We start from the raw sequence: 17017 nt of genomic DNA, 5'->3' as shown, positions 1-17017 counted from the left end.
ACGAGGAGACAACCATGAGGAGAACTGGGCGCATGGCCGCGGCCATGTCCGCTCTTGCCGTGGCGGCGGGGAGCCTGGTGTCCGCCGCCGTCATCGGGGTGGTGCCGGCGCGGGCCGACCTCTGCGACCCGGCCCAGGCCAGCCAGGAGAACGCCCGTCGCCAGGGCGACCGCGCCCCCGACCAGCAGGTCCCTGACCAGCAGGCGCCGGACCAGCAGGCCCCCGACCAGCAGGCGCCGGACCAGCAAGCGCCCGACCAGCAGTTCCCCGACCAGCAGGCCCCTGATCAGCAGGCGCCCGACCAGCAGGTGCAGGGCGGCGGGATCGGGCTGCGCGACCCCGCGCAGTCGCCGGATCCGGAGGAGTCCACCGGCCTGTTCAGACGCAACCGCTCGCCCCGGACCCCCACCCCGGAGGCACCCCAGAACCCCGACCAGAACTCCCAGGACCCCCAGAACCCTCAGGACCCGCAGAACCCCCAGGACCCCCAGAATCCCCAGGACCCGCAGGACCCCGGCGACCAGTCGTCGGACCAGCGCGGACGGCCGACCAGGACCGCCTCCCCCTCCCCCACGGCCACCCAGGACGACGACTGTCGGAATCTGGGCCCGTTCGTCGAGGACTTCGTGGACATCCGCCAGGTGCAGCCTCTGAGGCTCGACGCCGGCATCGGCAGGAACGGCTCACGCGGCACATTCGTCGCTCAATGCGGCACCAATCGCAATGGCCACAACAACCCCGACAATTTCATCGTGGCCCCCGGCGTGAGCAACGGCGCCCACCACCTCCACGACTATGTGGGCAACCTGTCCACGGACGGCTTCTCCACCGACGAGAGCCTGGCCGCCGCCGACACCACCTGCCGCGCAGGGGATAAATCCACTTACTTCTGGCCGGTTCTCCGTGACCGTAAAGTGGACGCGAACGCCCAGGACCCCGACGGCAACGTGGGCCAGGTGATCCGCGCCCGTGCGGTGACCCTGCAGTTCCGGGGCAACGCGACCTCCAGGGTCGTCGCGATGCCGAGGTTCCTACGGCTGATCACCGGCGACGCCAAGGCCGGGACGAACGGCGCGGCCAACGCGCGGGCCCGCTGGACCTGCACAGGATTCACAAATCGCATAAGTCCCGATAAATATCCGCTTTGCCCGCGCGGAAGTCAGGTTCTTCGTATTCTGGATTTCCCCAGCTGCTGGGACGGTCAGAACACCGACAGCGCCAATCACCGCACGCACGTGGGCTTCCCCGGGCAGAACGGCGCTTGTCCGCAAGGCACCAGGGCGATTCCGCAACTGCGCATGATCCTCGCCTACACAGTTCCACAGGGTCCGTCGTTCGCCGTGGACGCGTTCCCTGAACAGAAGCACAACCCGGTTACCGACCACGCGGATTTCGCCAACGTCATGCCCGATCGGCTGATGCAGTTCGTCGTCTCGTGCATCAACCGGGGGCGCCGCTGCTGACACGTCCCCATCAGCCTTCCGAGTCGTACCCTCACCCGACCTTGGAGGGAAACAGATGCTCCACAGACGACACCCCCGGCACGCCCCCACAAAGCTGGACACAAGGAACGTCCGGCTGGGGGCGAGCGCCTCGTTGACCGCCGTCCTGTTGTCGGTGTTCGCGCTGGCCAGGACCGAACGCGGCGTCGCGCTGCTCGGCCGGGGAGTCAGTTTCCTAGAGTTCTACGCGGGCGTGTTCGCCCTGGTGCTGCTGACCGCGACGGTCGCGCTCGGCCTGCTCACCACCGAACGCGTGTTCCTGTCCCCGCCCAACCGGGTCAGGGCGCAGCTCGCGCACCGGGCCACCGCCCTCATCGGCCTGGCCTACCTGGTCACGCACATCGTCCTCATGGTCGGCCTGGGACACGCGCCGCCGGGGGCCGCGGTCGTGCCGGTCGCCGGGCTCTACGTGGGGTTCGGCGCGCTCGCCTTCGACCTCATGATCGTGGCGGTGGTCACGGGCATGCTCCGAGGCCGCTTCGCCGTACGCGGCACGCCGTGGTTGTGGCGGCTGCTGCACTCGGCCGCCTACCTGGCCTGGCCCATCGCGATCATGCACGGGCTGACGGCGGGCCGCTCGCCGGCCGGCTGGGTGGCCTGGTCGTACGTGGCGTGCCTGGCCGCGGTCGGTTCGGCGCTGGTCGTGCGCGTGCTGGCCACGTTGCGCAGGCCGCCCGTCGTACCGGAGAGGGTCGAGGCGCCCGTCGTGACGGCCGGGGTCGCGGCGGACGTGCCCGTCGAGCGGCCGCGTGCCACGGCGGCAGCGGCGGCGGCCACCGCCGGGGCGCCGGCAGACGCGCTGGTGAGCCTGGCCGACGCGCGACGCAGGTACCGGGAGGCCGGATGAGCCCGCGCCGTGTGACCTCAGGGAGCCGGTCGTGATCCCGCACCGGGTGCCGCGCGTGCTGCGGATGGGTCCGGCGCGGCTGACCGCCGGGCTCGATCACTGCCGGCGGCTCGACCTGCCCGCGCACCGGACGCTGCACGGCGAACCGCGCCCGCGCGAGCTGGCCGAGCTCATCTCCATGGTGAACGAGGTGGACATGCGCGGACGGGGCGGCGCCGCCTTCCCGTTCGGGCGCAAGCTGCGGGCCGTGGCGGACGCGGCGGGCACCGGCGAGAGCGTGGTGCTGGTCAACGGCGCCGAGGGCGAGCCGGCCAGCTCCAAGGACGCCATGCTGCTCACCCGCAACCCGCACCTCGTGCTGGACGGCGCCATCCTGGCGGCGGAGGCCCTGGGCGCCCGAGAGGTGGTCGTGGCCACCGTCGCGGGCGAGGTGGCCGAGTCGTCCGTGTCGGCCGCAGTGGCCGAACGCCGGGCCGCGAACGTGTCGGGCGGTTCGGAGAGCCGCATCCCGATCCGGGTGGTCGGGCTGGCGGAGAGGTTCATCAGCGGGGAGGGCGGTGCGCTCGTCCGCGGCGTGAACGGTGAGGAGGCCATCCCGCCGGGAAGGAAGCGGCGGGCCGCGACGAGCGGCGTGGACGGGCTGCCGACCCTGCTGTCCAACACCGAGACCTACGCGCAGTTCGCGCTGCTGGCCGAGTACGGCCCCGAGAAGTACGCCGAGGTGGGCACCAGCAAGGAGCCCGGCACGATCCTGCTCACGGTGAGCGGCGGCGCGGCCAACGGCGCGGTGATCGAGGCGCCGACCGGCGTCCTGCTGGCCGACGTCCTCGCGCTGTGCGAGGCCGAGGCCGGGGACGGCGTGCTGGTCGGCGGCTACCACGGCGCGTGGCTGTCGGCCGAGGTGGCCAGGTCCGCGGTGATCTCGCGGGAGGGCATGAAGCTGGCCGGGGCCACGCTGGGGGCCGGGATCATCGTGCCGCTCGGCGACGCCACCTGTCCCCTGGGCGAGGCGGCCAGGGTGGCATCGTACCTGGCCGCCGAGTCGGCCGGGCAGTGCGGTCCCTGCCGCCTGGGGTTGCCCGACGTGGCGCGGGCGCTGTGCGCGATCGCCGAGGGCACGGGCTCCGTGGACGCCGTACGCCGGTGCGTGCGGGCCGTCGAGCGGCGTGGCGCGTGCTTCCACCCGGACGGCACGGCCAAGTTCGTGCTGTCGGCGCTGGACGCGTTCGAGAGCGAGATCGCGCTCCACCTGGAGCACGGCTCGTGCGGCCGGCCGGTGCGCGGCGTGCTGCCGATGCCCGAGCCCGAGGTGGAGCCCGAGTACCGGCTGGAGGTGGACTGGACCCGCTGCCAGGGGCACGGACTGTGCGCGCACCTGCTGCCGGAGTTCGTGGACCTGGACGACTACGGGTTCCCGTCGTTCAGGAACGTGCCGGGATGGATGGTCAAGGACGCGCGGCGGGCGGTCGAGATGTGCCCGGCGCTGGCGTTGCGCATCGCCCAGACGAACGGGGACGGGCCGAAACCGCCCATGTCGCCGCTTCGGCTGGTCAAGGACGGCGTGTTGAGGAAGGCCCCGGGGCTGACGCGGGTGGGGGCCGGTCAGAACATCTTTGGATTCGGAGGGACGGCGGGGTGATTTTTGCAGTGATGGAGTTGTGACCAACTTGTCCGGAGATCCACGCGTCTCATCGATCGGTTCGACACGACCGACGGGGGACGACCATGGACCGCCGCGACTTTCTCCGCCTCACCGCGCTCGCGCCGCTGGCACTCGCCGCCGACGCGAGGACGCCCGGCGCACCGGCCACCGGTGCGCGAACGTCCGGCTTCGGATTGTCCGGCGCTGAGGTGTCCGGCGCTGAGGTGTTCGGCGTCGGGGCGGCCGGCGCGGGGCGGTCGGCGCCGCCGCCGGACTGGGCGCGGCTGCGCAGGCAGCTCGCCGGCACGCTGGTGCTGCCCGGCGACTCCGGGTACGACAGCGCCCGCCGCCTGTTCAACCCGGCCTACGACCGGATCAGGCCGGGCGGCGTGGCGTACTGCGCGAGCCCGGCGGACGTCTCGGCGTGCCTGGCGTTCGCGCGCGCGACCGGCGTCGCGGTCACCGCCCGCTCCGGCGGCCACTCCTACGCGGGCTGGTCCACCGGCACCGGCCTGGTGATCGACGTGTCCCGGATGAACGCGGTCTCCTACGCCTCCGGCCGGGCCACGGTCGGGGCGGGCGCCAAGCTGATCGACGTCTACGACCGGCTGGCCCGGCACGGCGTGAGCATCCCGGCGGGCTCGTGCCCCACGGTCGGGATCGCCGGGCTGACGCTGGGCGGCGGCCTCGGCGTGGTGTCGAGGAAGTACGGGCTCACCTGCGACACCCTGGAGTCCGTCCGCGTGGTCACGGCCGACGGCCGCCTGCTGACCGCGGACGCCACCCACCACTCCGGCCTCTACTGGGCCTGCCGCGGCGGTGGCGGCGGCAACGTCGGCATCGCGGTCTCCTTCACCTTCCGCACCCACGCCACGCGCGACCTCACCGTGTTCTTCCTGCACTGGCCGTGGTCGAAGGCGGGGGCCGCGGTGCGCGCCTGGCAGTCGTGGGGCCCGTCCGCGCCGGACGAGCTGTGGTCGTCGCTGCACCTGACGCGCGCGGAACGCGGCCTGGACGTGCTCGTCGTCGGCACGTACGAGGGCCCGAAGGCGTCACTGGACCGCCTGCTCGCCCCGCTGGTCGCGCGGATCGGCACGCCGTCGTCGAGGTCCGTGCGGACCACGTCGTACCGGGAGGCGATGATGATCATGGCGGGATGCGCCTCGCGGTCGGTGGAGCAGTGCCGCCGGACGCCGAGGGAGGCGTTCGCCGCCAAGTCGCACCTGGCCTACGCCAAGCTCCCGGCCGACGGCGTCCGGAGGCTGGTGGACGGGGTGGCGCGCGGCGGACGGCACTCCGTGTTGCTGGACGCGCTCGGCGGCGCGGTGGGCCGGGTGAAGCCGGCCGCCACGGCGTTCCCGCACCGGGCCGCGCTCTACAGCGTGCAGTACTACGCGGAGGGCACGGACCGGACATGGCTGCGCGGGCTGCACGGCGAGATGACCCCCCACTTCGGCGAGCACGCCTACGTGAACTACATCGATCCCGACCTGACCGGCTGGCGCGGCGCCTACTACGGCCCCAACGCCGCCCGCCTGGCCGAGGTGAAGTCGACCTACGACCCCGACCGGCTGTTCCGCCTGCCGCAGGGCATCTGACCTACTTCTCCCGCACGTAGACGGGCTCGCCGATCTTCACCATGTCGAACAGCCGCTTCGAGGTGGGCAGCGGCAGCCGGACGCACCCGTGCGAGGCGGGCCGCAGCGGCACCTTGGACGAGCCGTGCATGGCGATGCCCCCGACGAAGTAGAGGGAGTCGTACATCGTGCCCAGCGGCCCCTCGGTCCAGCCCGGCGCGCGGCTGGTGACGTGGAAGTCGCCGGTCGGGGTGATCGCGTTGCCGCAGTGGCCGTTCTCGCAGTAGCTGACCCGAGCGCCCGTCGAGACGTGCGAGACGAGCGCCGGGCGGCGGTGACGGTAGACGACGAGGAGCTGGTAGCGCAGGTTGATCTCGACCCGGTCGGCCTCGCCGTTCGGGACCAGCGGCTTCATCCGCACCGGACGGTCGAAGGCCCGCCACACCTCTGGTCCAACCGCGCCCTGGGGACGCAGGTGCCGGTGCTTCTGGAAGGCCCACACGCCGAACTTGGTCTGCTCGTCGTAGACGCCGTTGATCCTGCCGTAGTAGTAGCCGTTCCGGTGCAGCCGCTCCTGGAGGCGTCTGACGGTCTCGCCGCGGTCGCCCGGCCGCAGCACGACCTCCGTGCCAGGCCCGGTCGTGCCACGCCCAGTAGTGCCGCGCCCGGCCGTGTCGCGCCCGGCCGTGTCGCGCCCGGCCGTGTCGCGCCCGGTAGTGCCAGGCCCAGTCGTGTCGGGCCCGGTCGTGTCGGGCCCAGTCGCGCCGGGCCCAGCGGTGCCGGGCACAGCCGTGTCCGCCACGGCGGGCGCACCGGCCAGGAAGGGAAGCCCACCACACCCGAGAGCGGCAAAAACAACCGCTCTCCGAACCTTTGTGATCATAGGTCAACGCCTACCCAGATCACCAACAATTCACGACACTGGTAAATCACACTAAAAACCGGCATATCGCTTTTATGCGACAACAAAGTCAAAGCTTTAGCGGCGTCTTGGGCAAGCAGAGAAGGGGGCGACCAAGAAAAGGCGGATGCGCCATGGACGCATCCGCCTTTCCTCCAGAGGCCGGGGAGTGAGCTGCGCGTTCACCCACCCGGACCTCTGTTCACCCCTCCGAACAGCCCCAACCTTAGCCAAGCCGAAGCCCGGAACGCACACCGTTCGGCAAAACCTTTCCGGAGAAAATCGGGGGCAGGCAAAAAACGAGTCGCGCGAGCGTCAGCACGGGTGGAAGTATGCCGAGATATGCGTAACTGGCCGCTCTTCGAGCTCTCCATCACCACGCCGCGACTGGAACTGCGGCACCCCACCCTCGACGACCTCGACGAACTGGCCGACCGGGCGGCCGAGGGTGTCCACGACGCCGGCTTCATGCCGTTCCTGCGCCCGTGGTCCGAGGCGGCCCCGGCCGAGCGGGTACGCCGTACGGTCCAGTACCACTTCAGGAGCTGGGCCGAGTTCACCGCCGACGACTGGTCGGTGGAACTGGTCGCGGTGCACGAGGGCCAGGTGGTCGGCACCCAGGGCATCACCGCGACGAGCTTCCCCGTGGCCCGGCAGGTCAAGACGGGCTCCTGGCTGGGGCGGCGCTTCCAGGGCCTCGGCATCGGCACGGAGATGCGCAGGGCCGTCCTGCACTTCGCCTTCGCCGGGCTCGGCGCGCGGCACGCCGTGACGGAGGCGTTCGAGGACAACCACGCCTCGCTGGCGGTGACGAGGAAGCTCGGCTACCGCGACGACGGCGTCACCGTGCACGCGCGCAAGGGCGAGCCGGTCGTCACCCGGCGCTTCCGCATGGCCCGCGAGGACTGGTCGCCGTCGCCCGACATCGAGATCCACCACCTGGACGCCTGCCTGCCCCTGTTCGGCCTGGAGCCCTGAGCATCCGCCGTCGCTACGGCCTGAAGTGCCGCAACACCTCCGGGTTCGCCATGGCGTCGGGGTTGGCCGCCTCCTCGACGGGCGTGCCGAGCAGGATCTTGCGTACGGGCACCTCCAGCTTCTTGCCGGACAGCGTCCGGGGGATGCCGGGCACGACGCGGATCTCGTTCGGCACGTGCCGGGGCGACAGCTCCTGGCGAAGGGCCGCGCACAGGGCGCGTTCGAGCTGCTCGCCGAACTCGGCGCCCTCGGCGAGGGTGACGTAGAGCAGCAGGCGGCCCTCCTGGCCGAGCTGGCCGGTGTCGATCACCAGGCTGTCGGCGATCTCGTCGAACCGCTCCACGACCCGGTAGAACTCGCTGGTGCCCATGCGCACGCCGCCGCGGTTGAGTGTCGAGTCGGAGCGGCCGTAGATGACGCAGCCGCCGTCCTCGTTGATCTTGATCCAGTCGCCGTGCCGCCACACGCCGGGGTAGACGTCGAAGTAGCTCTCGAAGTAGCGCCGCCCGTCGGGGTCGTTCCAGAACATCACCGGCATCGAGGGCATCGGCCGGGTCAGCACCAGCTCGCCCACCTCGCCGACCACCGGCTCGCCCTTGGGATCGTACGACTCCACCTTCGCCCCCAGCGACCGGCACGGGATGATCCCCGCCCTGATCGGGTGCAGCATCGTGGCCCCGACGAACCCGGTGCACACGTCGGTGCCGCCGGAGAACGACCCGATCGGCGTACCGGGCAGCTCGGCGGCGACCCACTCGAACCCCTCGGGCGGCAGCGGCGAGCCCGTCGAGCCGATGCCGCGCAGCCGCTCCAGCCCGGTCGGCCGGATCCCCTCCTTCAGCGAGGCCATGATGTACGGCGCCCCCACCCCGAAGTACGTCACCTGCTCCTGGGCGGCGATCCGCCAGAGCGCGGCGGACGAGGGATGCGTGGCCGAGCCGTCGTAGAGCACCGGCGTGGCCCCCACCAGCAGGGCGCCGATGAGGTAGTTCCACATCATCCAGCCCGTGGTGGTGTACCAGAAGAACACGTCCTCCTCGCCCAGGTCCTGGTGGAAGGCGAGCGACTTGAGGTGTTCGAGCAGCACGCCGCCGTGCCCGTGCACGATCGGCTTGGGCAGCCCGGTCGTGCCGCTGGAGTAGAGGATCCACAGCGGGTGGCCGAACGGCACCCGGTCGAACTCCAGCGGCCCCGCCTCGGCCCGCAGCCCCTCCCAGCCGATCACCTCGCCGTGCGGCACCGAACGCGTGTGCGCGGCACCGGGCTCGGCCTGCTGGGGGGCGCGGCCGTCGCCGGCCGCCGACAGGTAGGGGATCCAGACCGTGGCGCGCAGCGTGGGCAGCTCGGCGGCGATCTCGTTGACGGCGTCGGAGCGGTCGTAGGTCTTGCCGTTGTAGCGGTAGCCGTCGACCGCGATGAGCACCTTGGGCTCGATCTGCTTGAACCGGTCGACGATGCTCGGCACCCCGAAGTCGGGCGAGCCGGCCGACCAGATCGCGCCGAGCGAGGCGGTGGCGAGGAAGGCGATCAGGGCCTGCGGGATGTTCGGCAGATAGCCGGCCACGCGGTCGCCCCTGGTGACGCCGAGCCGGGCCAGGCCGGCGCGGACGCGGGCCACCTCGTCGCGCAGCTCGGCGTACGTCAGCTCCTGGCGGGCGCCGTCCTCGGAGACGAAGACCAGGGCGGTGCCCTCGGTACGCCGCAGCGCGTTCTCGGCGTAGTTGACCGAGGCTCCCGCGAACCAGGTCGCGCCGGGCATCTCGCCCGACAGCACCGGCCCGTCACCGCGCTCCCCGATGACGTCGAAGTAGTCCCAGACCGACGTCCAGAAGTCCTCAGGACGGTCGACGGACCACTGCCACACCTCCTCGTAGCTCGCTCCGGACCGTCCCAGCCACTCCAGGTAGCGGGTCAGCTTGGCGGCGGCCACGACCTCGTCGGTCGGCTCCCAGAGAAGCGCACCTTCAGCAACCATGTGCCCCATCCTGTCGCCCGGTAGGTGGAAAGTCATACCTGACCTCCCACATAACTTGCTACCTCCTCAGGTGGTCCACCGCCATACGCGCCGCCGTGCCGATCACCGCGTCGGCGCGCGGCTGGATGACCGCCGTGCTGGACGAGCGGGTGAACACCGCCACCGCGTACCGGCCGCCGTCGGGGTACTCGACCACGCCGACCTCGGTGCGCAGCGTCGGCAGCGACCCGGTCTTGCCGCCGACCTCGACGTCGTCGTACGGGAAGCCCGAGGCCAGCCGGTGGGGCCACACCTGCATGTTGAGCACGGCGCGCATCCAGGAGCAGGACTCCGGCGTGGCGGCCTCGTCCCGCCAGATCATGGAGAGCAGGCGGGTCATCTCGCGGGGGGTGCTGCGGTTCGTCCGCGCCGGGTCGAGCACCCGCAGGCGGGAGATGTCGTCGGGATCCAGGTACGGCCACCCGTGGCCGGTGTCCAGCTCCATGGACTCGAACAGGGCCCGGCCGCTCTGCCGCAGCCGGGTGCCGTCGAGGCCGAAGGCGTCCAGCATGGTGTTGACCGCCTCCATGCCCACCCGGTCGAGCAGCACGTCGGCGGAGGTGTTGTCGCTCACCGCCATCATCAGGTACGCCAGGTCGCGCAGCGACATCGTCACGTCGTCGAGCATGGCCGACAGGCCCGTGGGCCCCGAGACCCGCCGGTCGGCCGTGACGGTCGTCGGGGCCGTCGCGTCCAGCAGCCCGGCGTCGGCCTGCCGGCAGAACTCCACCAGCAGCGGCAGCTTGAACACCGACGCCAGGGGCACCGGCTCGTCGGCGTCGTGCCCGGCCTCCCGCCCTGAGTCGATGTCGCAGGCGTGCAGCCAGCCGGTGACCCCGGCCATCCGGAACAGCGCCGCGTAGTCGGGATCGCTCATGCCAGCATCCCCGGCCTCCGGCTGATCCGCCGCGCGGGCGCGGCGCCCTCGTCGGTCATCCCGGCGCTCTCCTTCAACGTGCGTACGGCAACGGCCGAGAACTCGGCCACCCAGTCCTTCCTCGTGCCCGTCGCCGTTCGCCAGGCGGTGGAGACCCGGCACGCGATCGGCGAGCCTAGCAGCGGCCGCCACGCCAGCCCAGGGACGTCCGCCTTCGGCCCGAACGCCACCGCCTGGCCCGCGAGCACCAGGCCGAGCCCGGCGCCCTGGTGCACCTGGGCGGGGACGTAGCCGTGCCGGCGGCACTCGGCCAGCGTCTCTGCGTGCCAGCCCGGCTCGCCCTCCTTGGGCGGCATCAGCAGCTCGCGCCCGGCCAGCTCGGTCAGGTGCACCTCGCCGGCCTCGGCCAGCGGGTCGTCCCCGGCCAGCAGCACGCCCTGGGGCTGCACGAGCACCTGGCCGAAGTCCAGGCCGGGGGCGGCGACCGGATGGCGGACGAGCCCGACGTCGATCGTGCCCTCGGCCAGCGCGGACACCTGGTGGGCCGTCCAGATCTCGGCGGGGACGAGCCGTACGTCCGGATTCGCCGCCCGGAAGCCCGCGACCAGGGCGGCGATCACGGAGGCGGCCAGGTCGGGCGGGACCCCGATCTTGAGCACGCCGCCGTCGCCGTGGCGGGCCAGCTCGCGCAGCCGCTCGACCCTGGCCACGATCTCCCGGGACTCGCCGAGCAGCAGCCGCCCGGCCTCGGTCAGGCGCACCTGGCGGGCGGACCGGTCGAAGAGCGGCACGCCGAGCTCCTCCTCCAGGCGCTTGATGCGCTGGCTGAGCGGCGGCTGGGCCATGCCGAGGCGGATCGCGGCGTTCCCGAAGTGCAGTTCCTCCGCCACCACGACGAAGTAGCGGAGATGCCGGACCAGGTCCATGACCAGCCACTATATCCAGATTTATATCTATGTAGCCGTCATATCAATATTGGACGGGACGTCTCACTGTCTGGTGTCCTCAGGCCATGGCATCACAAACGGGGGCCCTGTACGGGCGACTTCGGCCGGAGGAGCCGCGCCGCCGACGGCGGCGCAGGTGGCCGCTGGTCCTGGCAGTCCTTCTCGTGCTGGTAGTGGCGGCGGGGGCCACCATCTGGCTGTTGCGGACGGAAGGCTCACCCGAGCAGACGACCGACGAATACCTCTCGGCCTGGTCCGTCAAGGACTATGCGAAGATGCGCCGGCTCGTCGCCGACCCGCCCACCGACTTCGAGGCCTGGCACCGGCGTTTCAGCACCGACCTCAAGGTCGAGCAGGCCACCTTCTCCCGCTCCCGGTCGACCGGCCCCTTCGCCGACGACGGCCCGGACGACGACGGCTACCTGGGCTTCAACGTCAACCTGCAAGGCCGCCGGGACTGGAAGTACAGCAGCCGGCTCAAGGTGGTCGAGCAGGACGGCGCGTGGAAGGTCGCCTGGACCCCGGCCGTCCTCCATCCCCAGCTCAAGAAGGGCCTCTCGCTGCGCCTGGTCGCCCAGAAGCGCGACGCGGTGAGCGTCCGGGCCGCCGACGGCACCGAGATCGGCGGCGCGGACGCCCCCGGCTCGGTGCAGCAACTGGTGGAGGGCATCAAGCAGACCTACCCCGACCGCTTCAACGGGAGCGGCGACTCCATCATCGGCCTCTACAAGGGCGACGAGCTGGTCGAGACGCTGGTCAAACCGGGCGGCACCGAGCCGCTCACCACCACGATCGACCTGAAGGTGCACGAGGCGGGGGCCGCGGCGCTCGAAGGCGTGACCAAGCCGGCCTCGCTGGTGGCGTTGCGCGCCTCGACCGGCGAGATGCTGGCCGTCGTCAACAAGCCCGGCGGCTTCAACCGGGCGCTGCTGGGCAAGTATCCGCCCGGCTCGACGTTCAAGGTCGTCACGGCCTCGGCGCTGGTCGCGGACGGGGTCGAGCCCGCCAAGACGGTCACCTGCCCGGCCGAGAAGAACATCGGCGGCTTCCCCTTCCACAACGCCGGCTTCAAGGACTACGGCACGCTCTCCTTCCAGGACGCCTTCGCGCACTCGTGCAACACCACGTTCGGCGAGATGAGCGTGGCCGAGCTGAACGGCGGCAGGCTGGCCGAGGTGGCCAGGAGCTTCGGCTTCGGCACCGCGATCAACCCGGGCGTGCCCGCCGTGCGGGCCGAGTTCCCCGACCCCAAGGACGACACCGACCTCGCCTCGGCCTCCATCGGCCAGGGCCGGGTGCTGGCCAGCCCGCTCAACATGGCCTCCGTCGCCGCCGCCATCGCCTCGGGCGCCTGGATCCCGCCGCGGATCGTGCCCAAGGGGATGGTCTCCGACGACCGCCCGCGCCCGCTGGAGCGCGGCGTGGTCTCCGCCCTGCGCAAGCTCATGCCCGCCGTCGTCACGGACGGCACCGCCAAGGCCGCGCACTTCCCCGCGGGCACCGCGGGCAAGACCGGGACGGCCGAATACGGCTCGGGCAAGGAGCCGCCCGCGCACTCGTGGTTCATCGGCTACAAGGGGGACGTGGCGTTCGCGGTGGTCGTGGAGGGCGGCGGCGCCGGCTCGGCCGTGGCGGCCCCCGTCGCGGCCCGTTTCCTCACCGCCCTGCCCTGATCCACCGCACGGGGGCGTAGGTCGGCAGGGCGGAGCAGGCGGGTCAGCCGGCCTTGCGGTCCAGGGGGGAGGTCAGGCCGTTCACGGCGGCCACCACCTCCGAGGCGTCGGACAGGTCCGGCAGCACCAGGTCGGCGCCCGCCTCCCGCAGCTCGGCGGCCGTGGACCGCCCGGAGGCGACCCCGATCACGGCGGCCCCGCCGATCCTGGCCGCCTGCACGTCACGCGTGGAGTCGCCGATCACGACCGTGTTGGCCGCCGTGAACGGCGTGCCCAGCCGCTGCTTGGCCCTCCCCTGGGCGACCTGCAGCAGCGTCGCCTTGGGGTAGACCTCCTCGCCGTAGCCGCCGAGCTCGAAGTCGACGTACTTGTCCAGCCCGAACGCCTTGAGCTTGTGCACGGCGTTGCCCTTGATCGTGCCGGTCAGCACCGACTGCACGACGCCGTCGAGCCGGGCCACCGTCTTCAGCGCGCTCTTGGCGCCCGGCATCATCCGGCCCTCCTTGGCCAGCCGGCCGCGCCGGTCGGCGAAGGCGAGGGCGAGCGCGGCCAGGAACCGGGGCAGGTGGTCGTCCTCGGCCTGGATCCCGTTGACGGCCAGCGTCTCGAAGACGATCTCGGAGTCGGGGCGGCCCAGCGGCGGCACGAGCTTGACCAGCGGCCGGCCGGTCACGGCGCGGAACGCCTCGGCGTAGGCGTCCCGGGTCACGATGGCGACGTCGACCAGGGTGAGATCGACGTTCCAGAGCACAAGGCGGTTGATGGCGACCTCCTGAGGGGTTACCGGCAAGGGTACGGCCGCCGCCCGCCCGGGGGCTTCCCCCGAGGCGGATCCGGCATGCCCCTCAGGCGTACTGGAGCGCCTGGGCGAGCGTGTCCACCACGGGCAGGCCGGTGCCCTCCAGCTCGGCCCGCGAGGTCATGCCGCCGGTGTAGAGCACCGCCCGCGCACCCACGTGCCGCGCGGCGAGCCCGTCGTCGACGCTGTCGCCGATCACCAGGATCTCGCCGGGATCGACGTCGAGGGCCTGGATGTGCGTGGTCATGTGCACGGCCTTCTCGCCCCCCGTGCTCCCGACCAGCCCGTCGACCCGGGTGAAGTGCCGGGTGATGCCGAAGGACTCGACGATCGGCACCAGATGGGCGTGGGGGGCCATCGAGCACAGCGACTGGGTGCCGGCCCAGCCGCCGAGCACCACCTCGGCGTCGGGGGCCAGGCCGCAGGCGGCGCTCAGCCTGAAGTAGTGCTCATGGAACCCGTCGTCCAGCAGTTCCCACTCCCCCTCGGCGAGCGGCCTGCCGAGCAGGCGCTCGTAGGCGACCCAGATGGGGCGGGTGTAGACCGCGCGGAACCCGTCGGCGGTCAGTTCGGGCAGCGCGTACGGCTTGAAGAGGGCGTTGGTGGCACCTACGACGGCCTCGACGTCGTGAAAGAGCGTCCCGTTCCAATCCCAGATGATGTGTTTTGTCATGTCCCATCAAGCTTATTCTGAACGCAGCAGGTCCGGGATCTCCTGGGTGGCATACCACATGAGCTCATGGGCCTCCGCGCCGTCGACCGTGAACCGGGCGTCGTCGTCGCCGTCGTCGGAGGCGGGCAGCGCCTCGACGGCGGCCTCGATGTCGGCGGCGGCGTCATGGTCGTCGATGTGCACCGCGGCCACCTTCGCCATCGGGACGGCCGCGGCGAGCCGCACGCGGGCCCGCTCCTCCAGGCCGACGCCGGCCGAGACCGAGCCGTCGGGCACCTCGGCGGCGACCACCACCCGCCTGGGCCCGGCGGCCACGCCGTCGGCGGCCAGCATGCGCAGCGAGGCGCGGGCCGCCTCGGTCAGCGCGACGTACTCCAGTTCCTCGGTGTCGCCCGAGGCGTACCACTCGGTCAGCGCGGGGGTCACCGCGTAACCGGTCAGGGGGGCCGGCCCCAGTTCCCCTGCCTCGACCGCGCGGGCGAGGGCGGGGAGGGTGCACGGCAGATAGACGCGCATCACGAACCTTTCCGAAATCGCAAGGGCACCATCATGCCCGTCGCAGCGTGAGCCGGAGAACGGACTCCAGCTCTGTGAGGGTCGTGTCGGCGTCACGGTGGTGGATTCCGGTGATGCCGAGCGCGCGGGCGGCCAGGATGTTGGCCTCGATGTCGTCGATGAAGACGCACTGCTCGCCGGGCAGTCCGACCTGGTCGAGGGCGTGTCGGAAGATGCGTTCCTCGGGTTTGCGCATGCCGACCTCGCCGGAGATCACGACCGCGTCGAAGAGGCCGTCCCATTCGTGGCGGGGGTAGGTGTTCGACCAGGAGTTAGACAACAAACACGTCTTAACCCCATTTTTCCGTACGTCGCGGAGCATGTCGTACATGGCGTCGACCCGTTCGAACTGCGCGAACATGCGCTCCAGCAGCCCCTCGGCCACCGGCGGCACGCCGTCGACGGTGAGCAGCCGGGCGGCCAGGTCGCGCTCGAAGGCCGGGCCGTCGAGCTCGCCGCGTTCGAGCGCGTGCACGACGTTCTGGCCCTCGCCGCCCTGGTAGGCATGGTCGACCAGCTCGCGCATCACCGAACGGTAGTGCTCGGCGTCGATCCGGTCGGCCGCCAGCCACCGGGCGATGGAGTCGGTCAGGCTGGTCGTGAGCACGCCACCCCAGTCGATGAGCACCCCTGCGACCACGACCGCCTCCTCGCTCGAATCCGGTTCTAGGATAGAACCCCGCGAATCGGCTTTCGCGCCTACCCCGCGGCCCGCACCTCGGCGGCCAGCTTGCGGTGCTCGGGCGACCGCAGCACACCGGCCGCCTCCTGCGCCGACGCGACGGGCGCCGCGGACAGCAGCCCCCTCTTCTGCTTGAGCCTGAGCAGCCGGACGACCGACTGGTCGAGGCGGTCCTCCGAGACGCGCCCCGACTTCACCGCCCCCAGCACCGCCTGGTACGCCTTGCCCAGGTCGTACGGCATGAGCAGCAGGTCGGCCCCGGCCAGCACCGCGCGCACGGCCACCTCGCCGTCGCCGTACTTCTTGCGCACGCCCTCCATGTTGAGCGCGTCGGTGGAGATCACGCCCTTGAAGCCGAGCTTCTGCCGCAGCAGGCCGGTCAGGATGGGCTTGGACAGCGTCGCCGGGTCACCCGACGGGTCGAGCTTGGGGAAGACGATGTGGGCGCTCATCACGGCGTCGACCCCGGCGCCGACGGCGGCCCTGAACGGCGGCGCGTCGATCCGCTCCCACTGGGCCATGGTGTGCTTGATCACCGGCAGGCCGGTGTGGCTGTCGACGGAGGTGTCGCCGTGGCCCGGGAAGTGCTTGGCCGTGGACGCCACCTTGGCGTCGCCGAAGCCCTTGACCGCCGCCGCGACCATCTTCGCCACCGCGGACGGGTCGTTCCCGTAGGCCCGCCTGCCGATGACCGGGTTCCTCGGGTTGATGTTGACGTCGGCGACGGGCGCGAAGTCGAGGTTGACCCCGAGCGCCCGCAGCTCCTCGCCGGTCGCCCTGGCCACGGCCCTGGACATCGCCGGGTCCTTGGTGGCGCCGATCTCGGCCGCGCCCGGGAAGTCGGTCATCAGCGCGGACATGCGGGACACCAGGCCGTTCTCCTGGTCGGTGCCGACCAGCAGCGGGACCTTCTTCGACGCCTCCTGGAGGCCGTTGGTGAGCTTGACGACCTGGGCGGTGGACTTGACGTTCGCCGGGAAGAGGATCACGCCGCCCAGGTGGTAGCGGGCGATCACCTTGGCCGGGGTCTGGGCGCCGTAGCGGGCCTGGTTCTCGCCGGAGACGGTGTCGGCGGCGGTGCCGTACAGGACGGGCATGAAGAGCTGGCCGACCTTCTCCTCCAGGGTCATCCGCCGCAGGGCCCGCAGCACCGGGTCGGCCTCGGCCTGGGGCGGGCTCTGTGGTGTCGTGCTCCCCGCGGGGGTGGTGGCCCCGTCGCTCGCCGGGGCCGCACTCGCCGGGGCGCCACCCCCGCCGCCGCACGCGGTCAGCGCCAACACCAGGAGCCCTGCCGGGCCGATCCGTCTGAACATGCCTTCCAAGGTATCCATGCCGAGGCCCGTCCGAGGC

Annotated in this window: 15 protein-coding genes; 6 read left to right on the top strand and 9 right to left on the bottom strand. The window is 71.7% G+C overall.

The genetic code is table 11. From position 1 onward, the window contains the following. The first annotated feature begins 14 nt into the window (after nucleotides 1-14). The 4 genes from AB0J97_RS09345 (at nucleotide 15) to AB0J97_RS09330 (ending at nucleotide 5589) form a co-directional block, all read left to right on the top strand. Complete coding sequence (locus AB0J97_RS09345) at nucleotides 15-1463, top strand: DUF1996 domain-containing protein (RefSeq protein ID WP_364086466.1); 1449 nt, start codon at nucleotides 15-17, stop codon at nucleotides 1461-1463. A 55-nt stretch (nucleotides 1464-1518) separates the two neighbouring features. Next, nucleotides 1519-2349, top strand: a complete 831-nt coding sequence (locus AB0J97_RS09340; RefSeq protein ID WP_364086464.1) for a hypothetical protein — start codon at nucleotides 1519-1521, stop codon at nucleotides 2347-2349. 31 nt (nucleotides 2350-2380) lie between these two features. Then, nucleotides 2381-3988, top strand: coding sequence for an NADH-ubiquinone oxidoreductase-F iron-sulfur binding region domain-containing protein (locus AB0J97_RS09335; protein WP_357702999.1), 1608 nt, complete (start codon nucleotides 2381-2383; stop codon nucleotides 3986-3988). A gap of 86 nt (nucleotides 3989-4074) precedes the next feature. Beyond that, nucleotides 4075-5589 carry an FAD-binding oxidoreductase gene (locus AB0J97_RS09330; RefSeq protein ID WP_364086462.1) on the top strand — a complete coding sequence of 505 codons (1515 nt, stop codon included), beginning with the start codon at nucleotides 4075-4077 and terminating at the stop codon, nucleotides 5587-5589. A 1-nt stretch (nucleotide 5590) separates the two neighbouring features. On the opposite strand, the gene AB0J97_RS09325 is transcribed toward AB0J97_RS09330, so the two are convergent. Beyond that, nucleotides 5591-6187: a L,D-transpeptidase family protein gene (locus AB0J97_RS09325; RefSeq protein WP_364086460.1), complete on the bottom strand. Its 597-nt coding sequence runs from the start codon at nucleotides 6185-6187 to the stop codon at nucleotides 5591-5593. 624 nt (nucleotides 6188-6811) lie between these two features. Between AB0J97_RS09325 and AB0J97_RS09320 the strand changes: the two genes are divergently transcribed. After that, on the top strand, nucleotides 6812-7447 hold the full coding sequence (locus tag AB0J97_RS09320) for a GNAT family protein (protein ID WP_364086458.1): 636 nt from the start codon (nucleotides 6812-6814) through the stop codon (nucleotides 7445-7447). A 13-nt stretch (nucleotides 7448-7460) separates the two neighbouring features. Here the strand turns inward: AB0J97_RS09320 and AB0J97_RS09315 are convergent, their stop codons facing one another. Genes AB0J97_RS09315 through AB0J97_RS09305 form a run of 3 tightly spaced genes read right to left on the bottom strand, consistent with a single transcriptional unit; the run spans nucleotide 7461 to nucleotide 11264 of the window. Further along, complete coding sequence (locus AB0J97_RS09315; RefSeq protein WP_357703007.1) at nucleotides 7461-9422, bottom strand: acetoacetate--CoA ligase; 1962 nt, start codon at nucleotides 9420-9422, stop codon at nucleotides 7461-7463. A gap of 58 nt (nucleotides 9423-9480) precedes the next feature. After that, nucleotides 9481-10338, bottom strand: a complete 858-nt coding sequence (locus AB0J97_RS09310) for a serine hydrolase (RefSeq protein ID WP_357703009.1) — start codon at nucleotides 10336-10338, stop codon at nucleotides 9481-9483. Then, nucleotides 10335-11264 carry a LysR substrate-binding domain-containing protein gene (locus AB0J97_RS09305; RefSeq protein ID WP_364086453.1) on the bottom strand — a complete coding sequence of 310 codons (930 nt, stop codon included), beginning with the start codon at nucleotides 11262-11264 and terminating at the stop codon, nucleotides 10335-10337. Before AB0J97_RS09305 ends, AB0J97_RS09310 begins: the two co-directional genes overlap by 4 nt. Nucleotides 11265-11350: 86 nt before the next feature. On the opposite strand from AB0J97_RS09305, the gene AB0J97_RS09300 reads away from it, so the two are divergent. Further along, a complete protein-coding gene (locus AB0J97_RS09300) occupies nucleotides 11351-12958 on the top strand; it encodes a penicillin-binding transpeptidase domain-containing protein (RefSeq protein ID WP_364086451.1) in 1608 nt (535 codons plus the stop codon). Between the two features lie 43 nt (nucleotides 12959-13001). Here AB0J97_RS09300 and AB0J97_RS09295 read toward each other — a convergent pair whose 3' ends face one another. The 5 genes from AB0J97_RS09295 to AB0J97_RS09275 form a co-directional block, all read right to left on the bottom strand. Further along, complete coding sequence (locus AB0J97_RS09295) at nucleotides 13002-13709, bottom strand: haloacid dehalogenase-like hydrolase (protein WP_364086448.1); 708 nt, start codon at nucleotides 13707-13709, stop codon at nucleotides 13002-13004. 94 nt (nucleotides 13710-13803) lie between these two features. After that, nucleotides 13804-14430, bottom strand: a complete 627-nt coding sequence (locus AB0J97_RS09290) for an HAD hydrolase-like protein (protein WP_357703017.1) — start codon at nucleotides 14428-14430, stop codon at nucleotides 13804-13806. A gap of 12 nt (nucleotides 14431-14442) precedes the next feature. Beyond that, entirely contained in the window at nucleotides 14443-14946 is a 504-nt protein-coding gene (locus tag AB0J97_RS09285) for a hypothetical protein (RefSeq protein WP_364086445.1), read from the bottom strand. Between the two features lie 31 nt (nucleotides 14947-14977). Further along, nucleotides 14978-15625, bottom strand: coding sequence for an HAD family phosphatase (locus tag AB0J97_RS09280; protein WP_357703020.1), 648 nt, complete (start codon nucleotides 15623-15625; stop codon nucleotides 14978-14980). A gap of 59 nt (nucleotides 15626-15684) precedes the next feature. Then, nucleotides 15685-16980 carry a glycoside hydrolase family 3 protein gene (locus tag AB0J97_RS09275; RefSeq protein ID WP_364086443.1) on the bottom strand — a complete coding sequence of 432 codons (1296 nt, stop codon included), beginning with the start codon at nucleotides 16978-16980 and terminating at the stop codon, nucleotides 15685-15687. Between the last annotated feature and the right edge of the window lie 37 nt (nucleotides 16981-17017).

Origin of the sequence: Nonomuraea sp. NPDC049607, assembly GCF_040675375.1 — a bacterium.
In the GTDB taxonomy this organism is placed as follows: domain Bacteria; phylum Actinomycetota; class Actinomycetes; order Streptosporangiales; family Streptosporangiaceae; genus Nonomuraea.
The sequence above is the reverse complement of the archived record's forward strand: the minus strand, read 5'-3'. Positions and strand labels throughout refer to the sequence as shown.

Bases quoted from the DNA above. Each gene is read 5' to 3' on its own strand.
- AB0J97_RS09345 (WP_364086466.1), top strand. From the start codon at position 15: ATGAGGAGAACTGGGCGCATGGCCGCGGCCATGTCCGCTCTTGCCGTG.
- AB0J97_RS09340 (WP_364086464.1), top strand. From the start codon at position 1,519: ATGCTCCACAGACGACACCCCCGGCACGCCCCCACAAAGCTGGACACA.
- AB0J97_RS09330 (WP_364086462.1), top strand. From the start codon at position 4,075: ATGGACCGCCGCGACTTTCTCCGCCTCACCGCGCTCGCGCCGCTGGCA.
- AB0J97_RS09320 (WP_364086458.1), top strand. From the start codon at position 6,812: ATGCGTAACTGGCCGCTCTTCGAGCTCTCCATCACCACGCCGCGACTG.
- AB0J97_RS09315 (WP_357703007.1), bottom strand. From the start codon at position 9,422: ATGGTTGCTGAAGGTGCGCTTCTCTGGGAGCCGACCGACGAGGTCGTG.
- AB0J97_RS09310 (WP_357703009.1), bottom strand. From the start codon at position 10,338: ATGAGCGATCCCGACTACGCGGCGCTGTTCCGGATGGCCGGGGTCACC.
- AB0J97_RS09305 (WP_364086453.1), bottom strand. From the start codon at position 11,264: ATGGACCTGGTCCGGCATCTCCGCTACTTCGTCGTGGTGGCGGAGGAA.
- AB0J97_RS09300 (WP_364086451.1), top strand. From the start codon at position 11,351: ATGGCATCACAAACGGGGGCCCTGTACGGGCGACTTCGGCCGGAGGAG.
- AB0J97_RS09290 (WP_357703017.1), bottom strand. From the start codon at position 14,430: ATGACAAAACACATCATCTGGGATTGGAACGGGACGCTCTTTCACGAC.
- AB0J97_RS09285 (WP_364086445.1), bottom strand. From the start codon at position 14,946: ATGCGCGTCTATCTGCCGTGCACCCTCCCCGCCCTCGCCCGCGCGGTC.
- AB0J97_RS09275 (WP_364086443.1), bottom strand. From the start codon at position 16,980: ATGTTCAGACGGATCGGCCCGGCAGGGCTCCTGGTGTTGGCGCTGACC.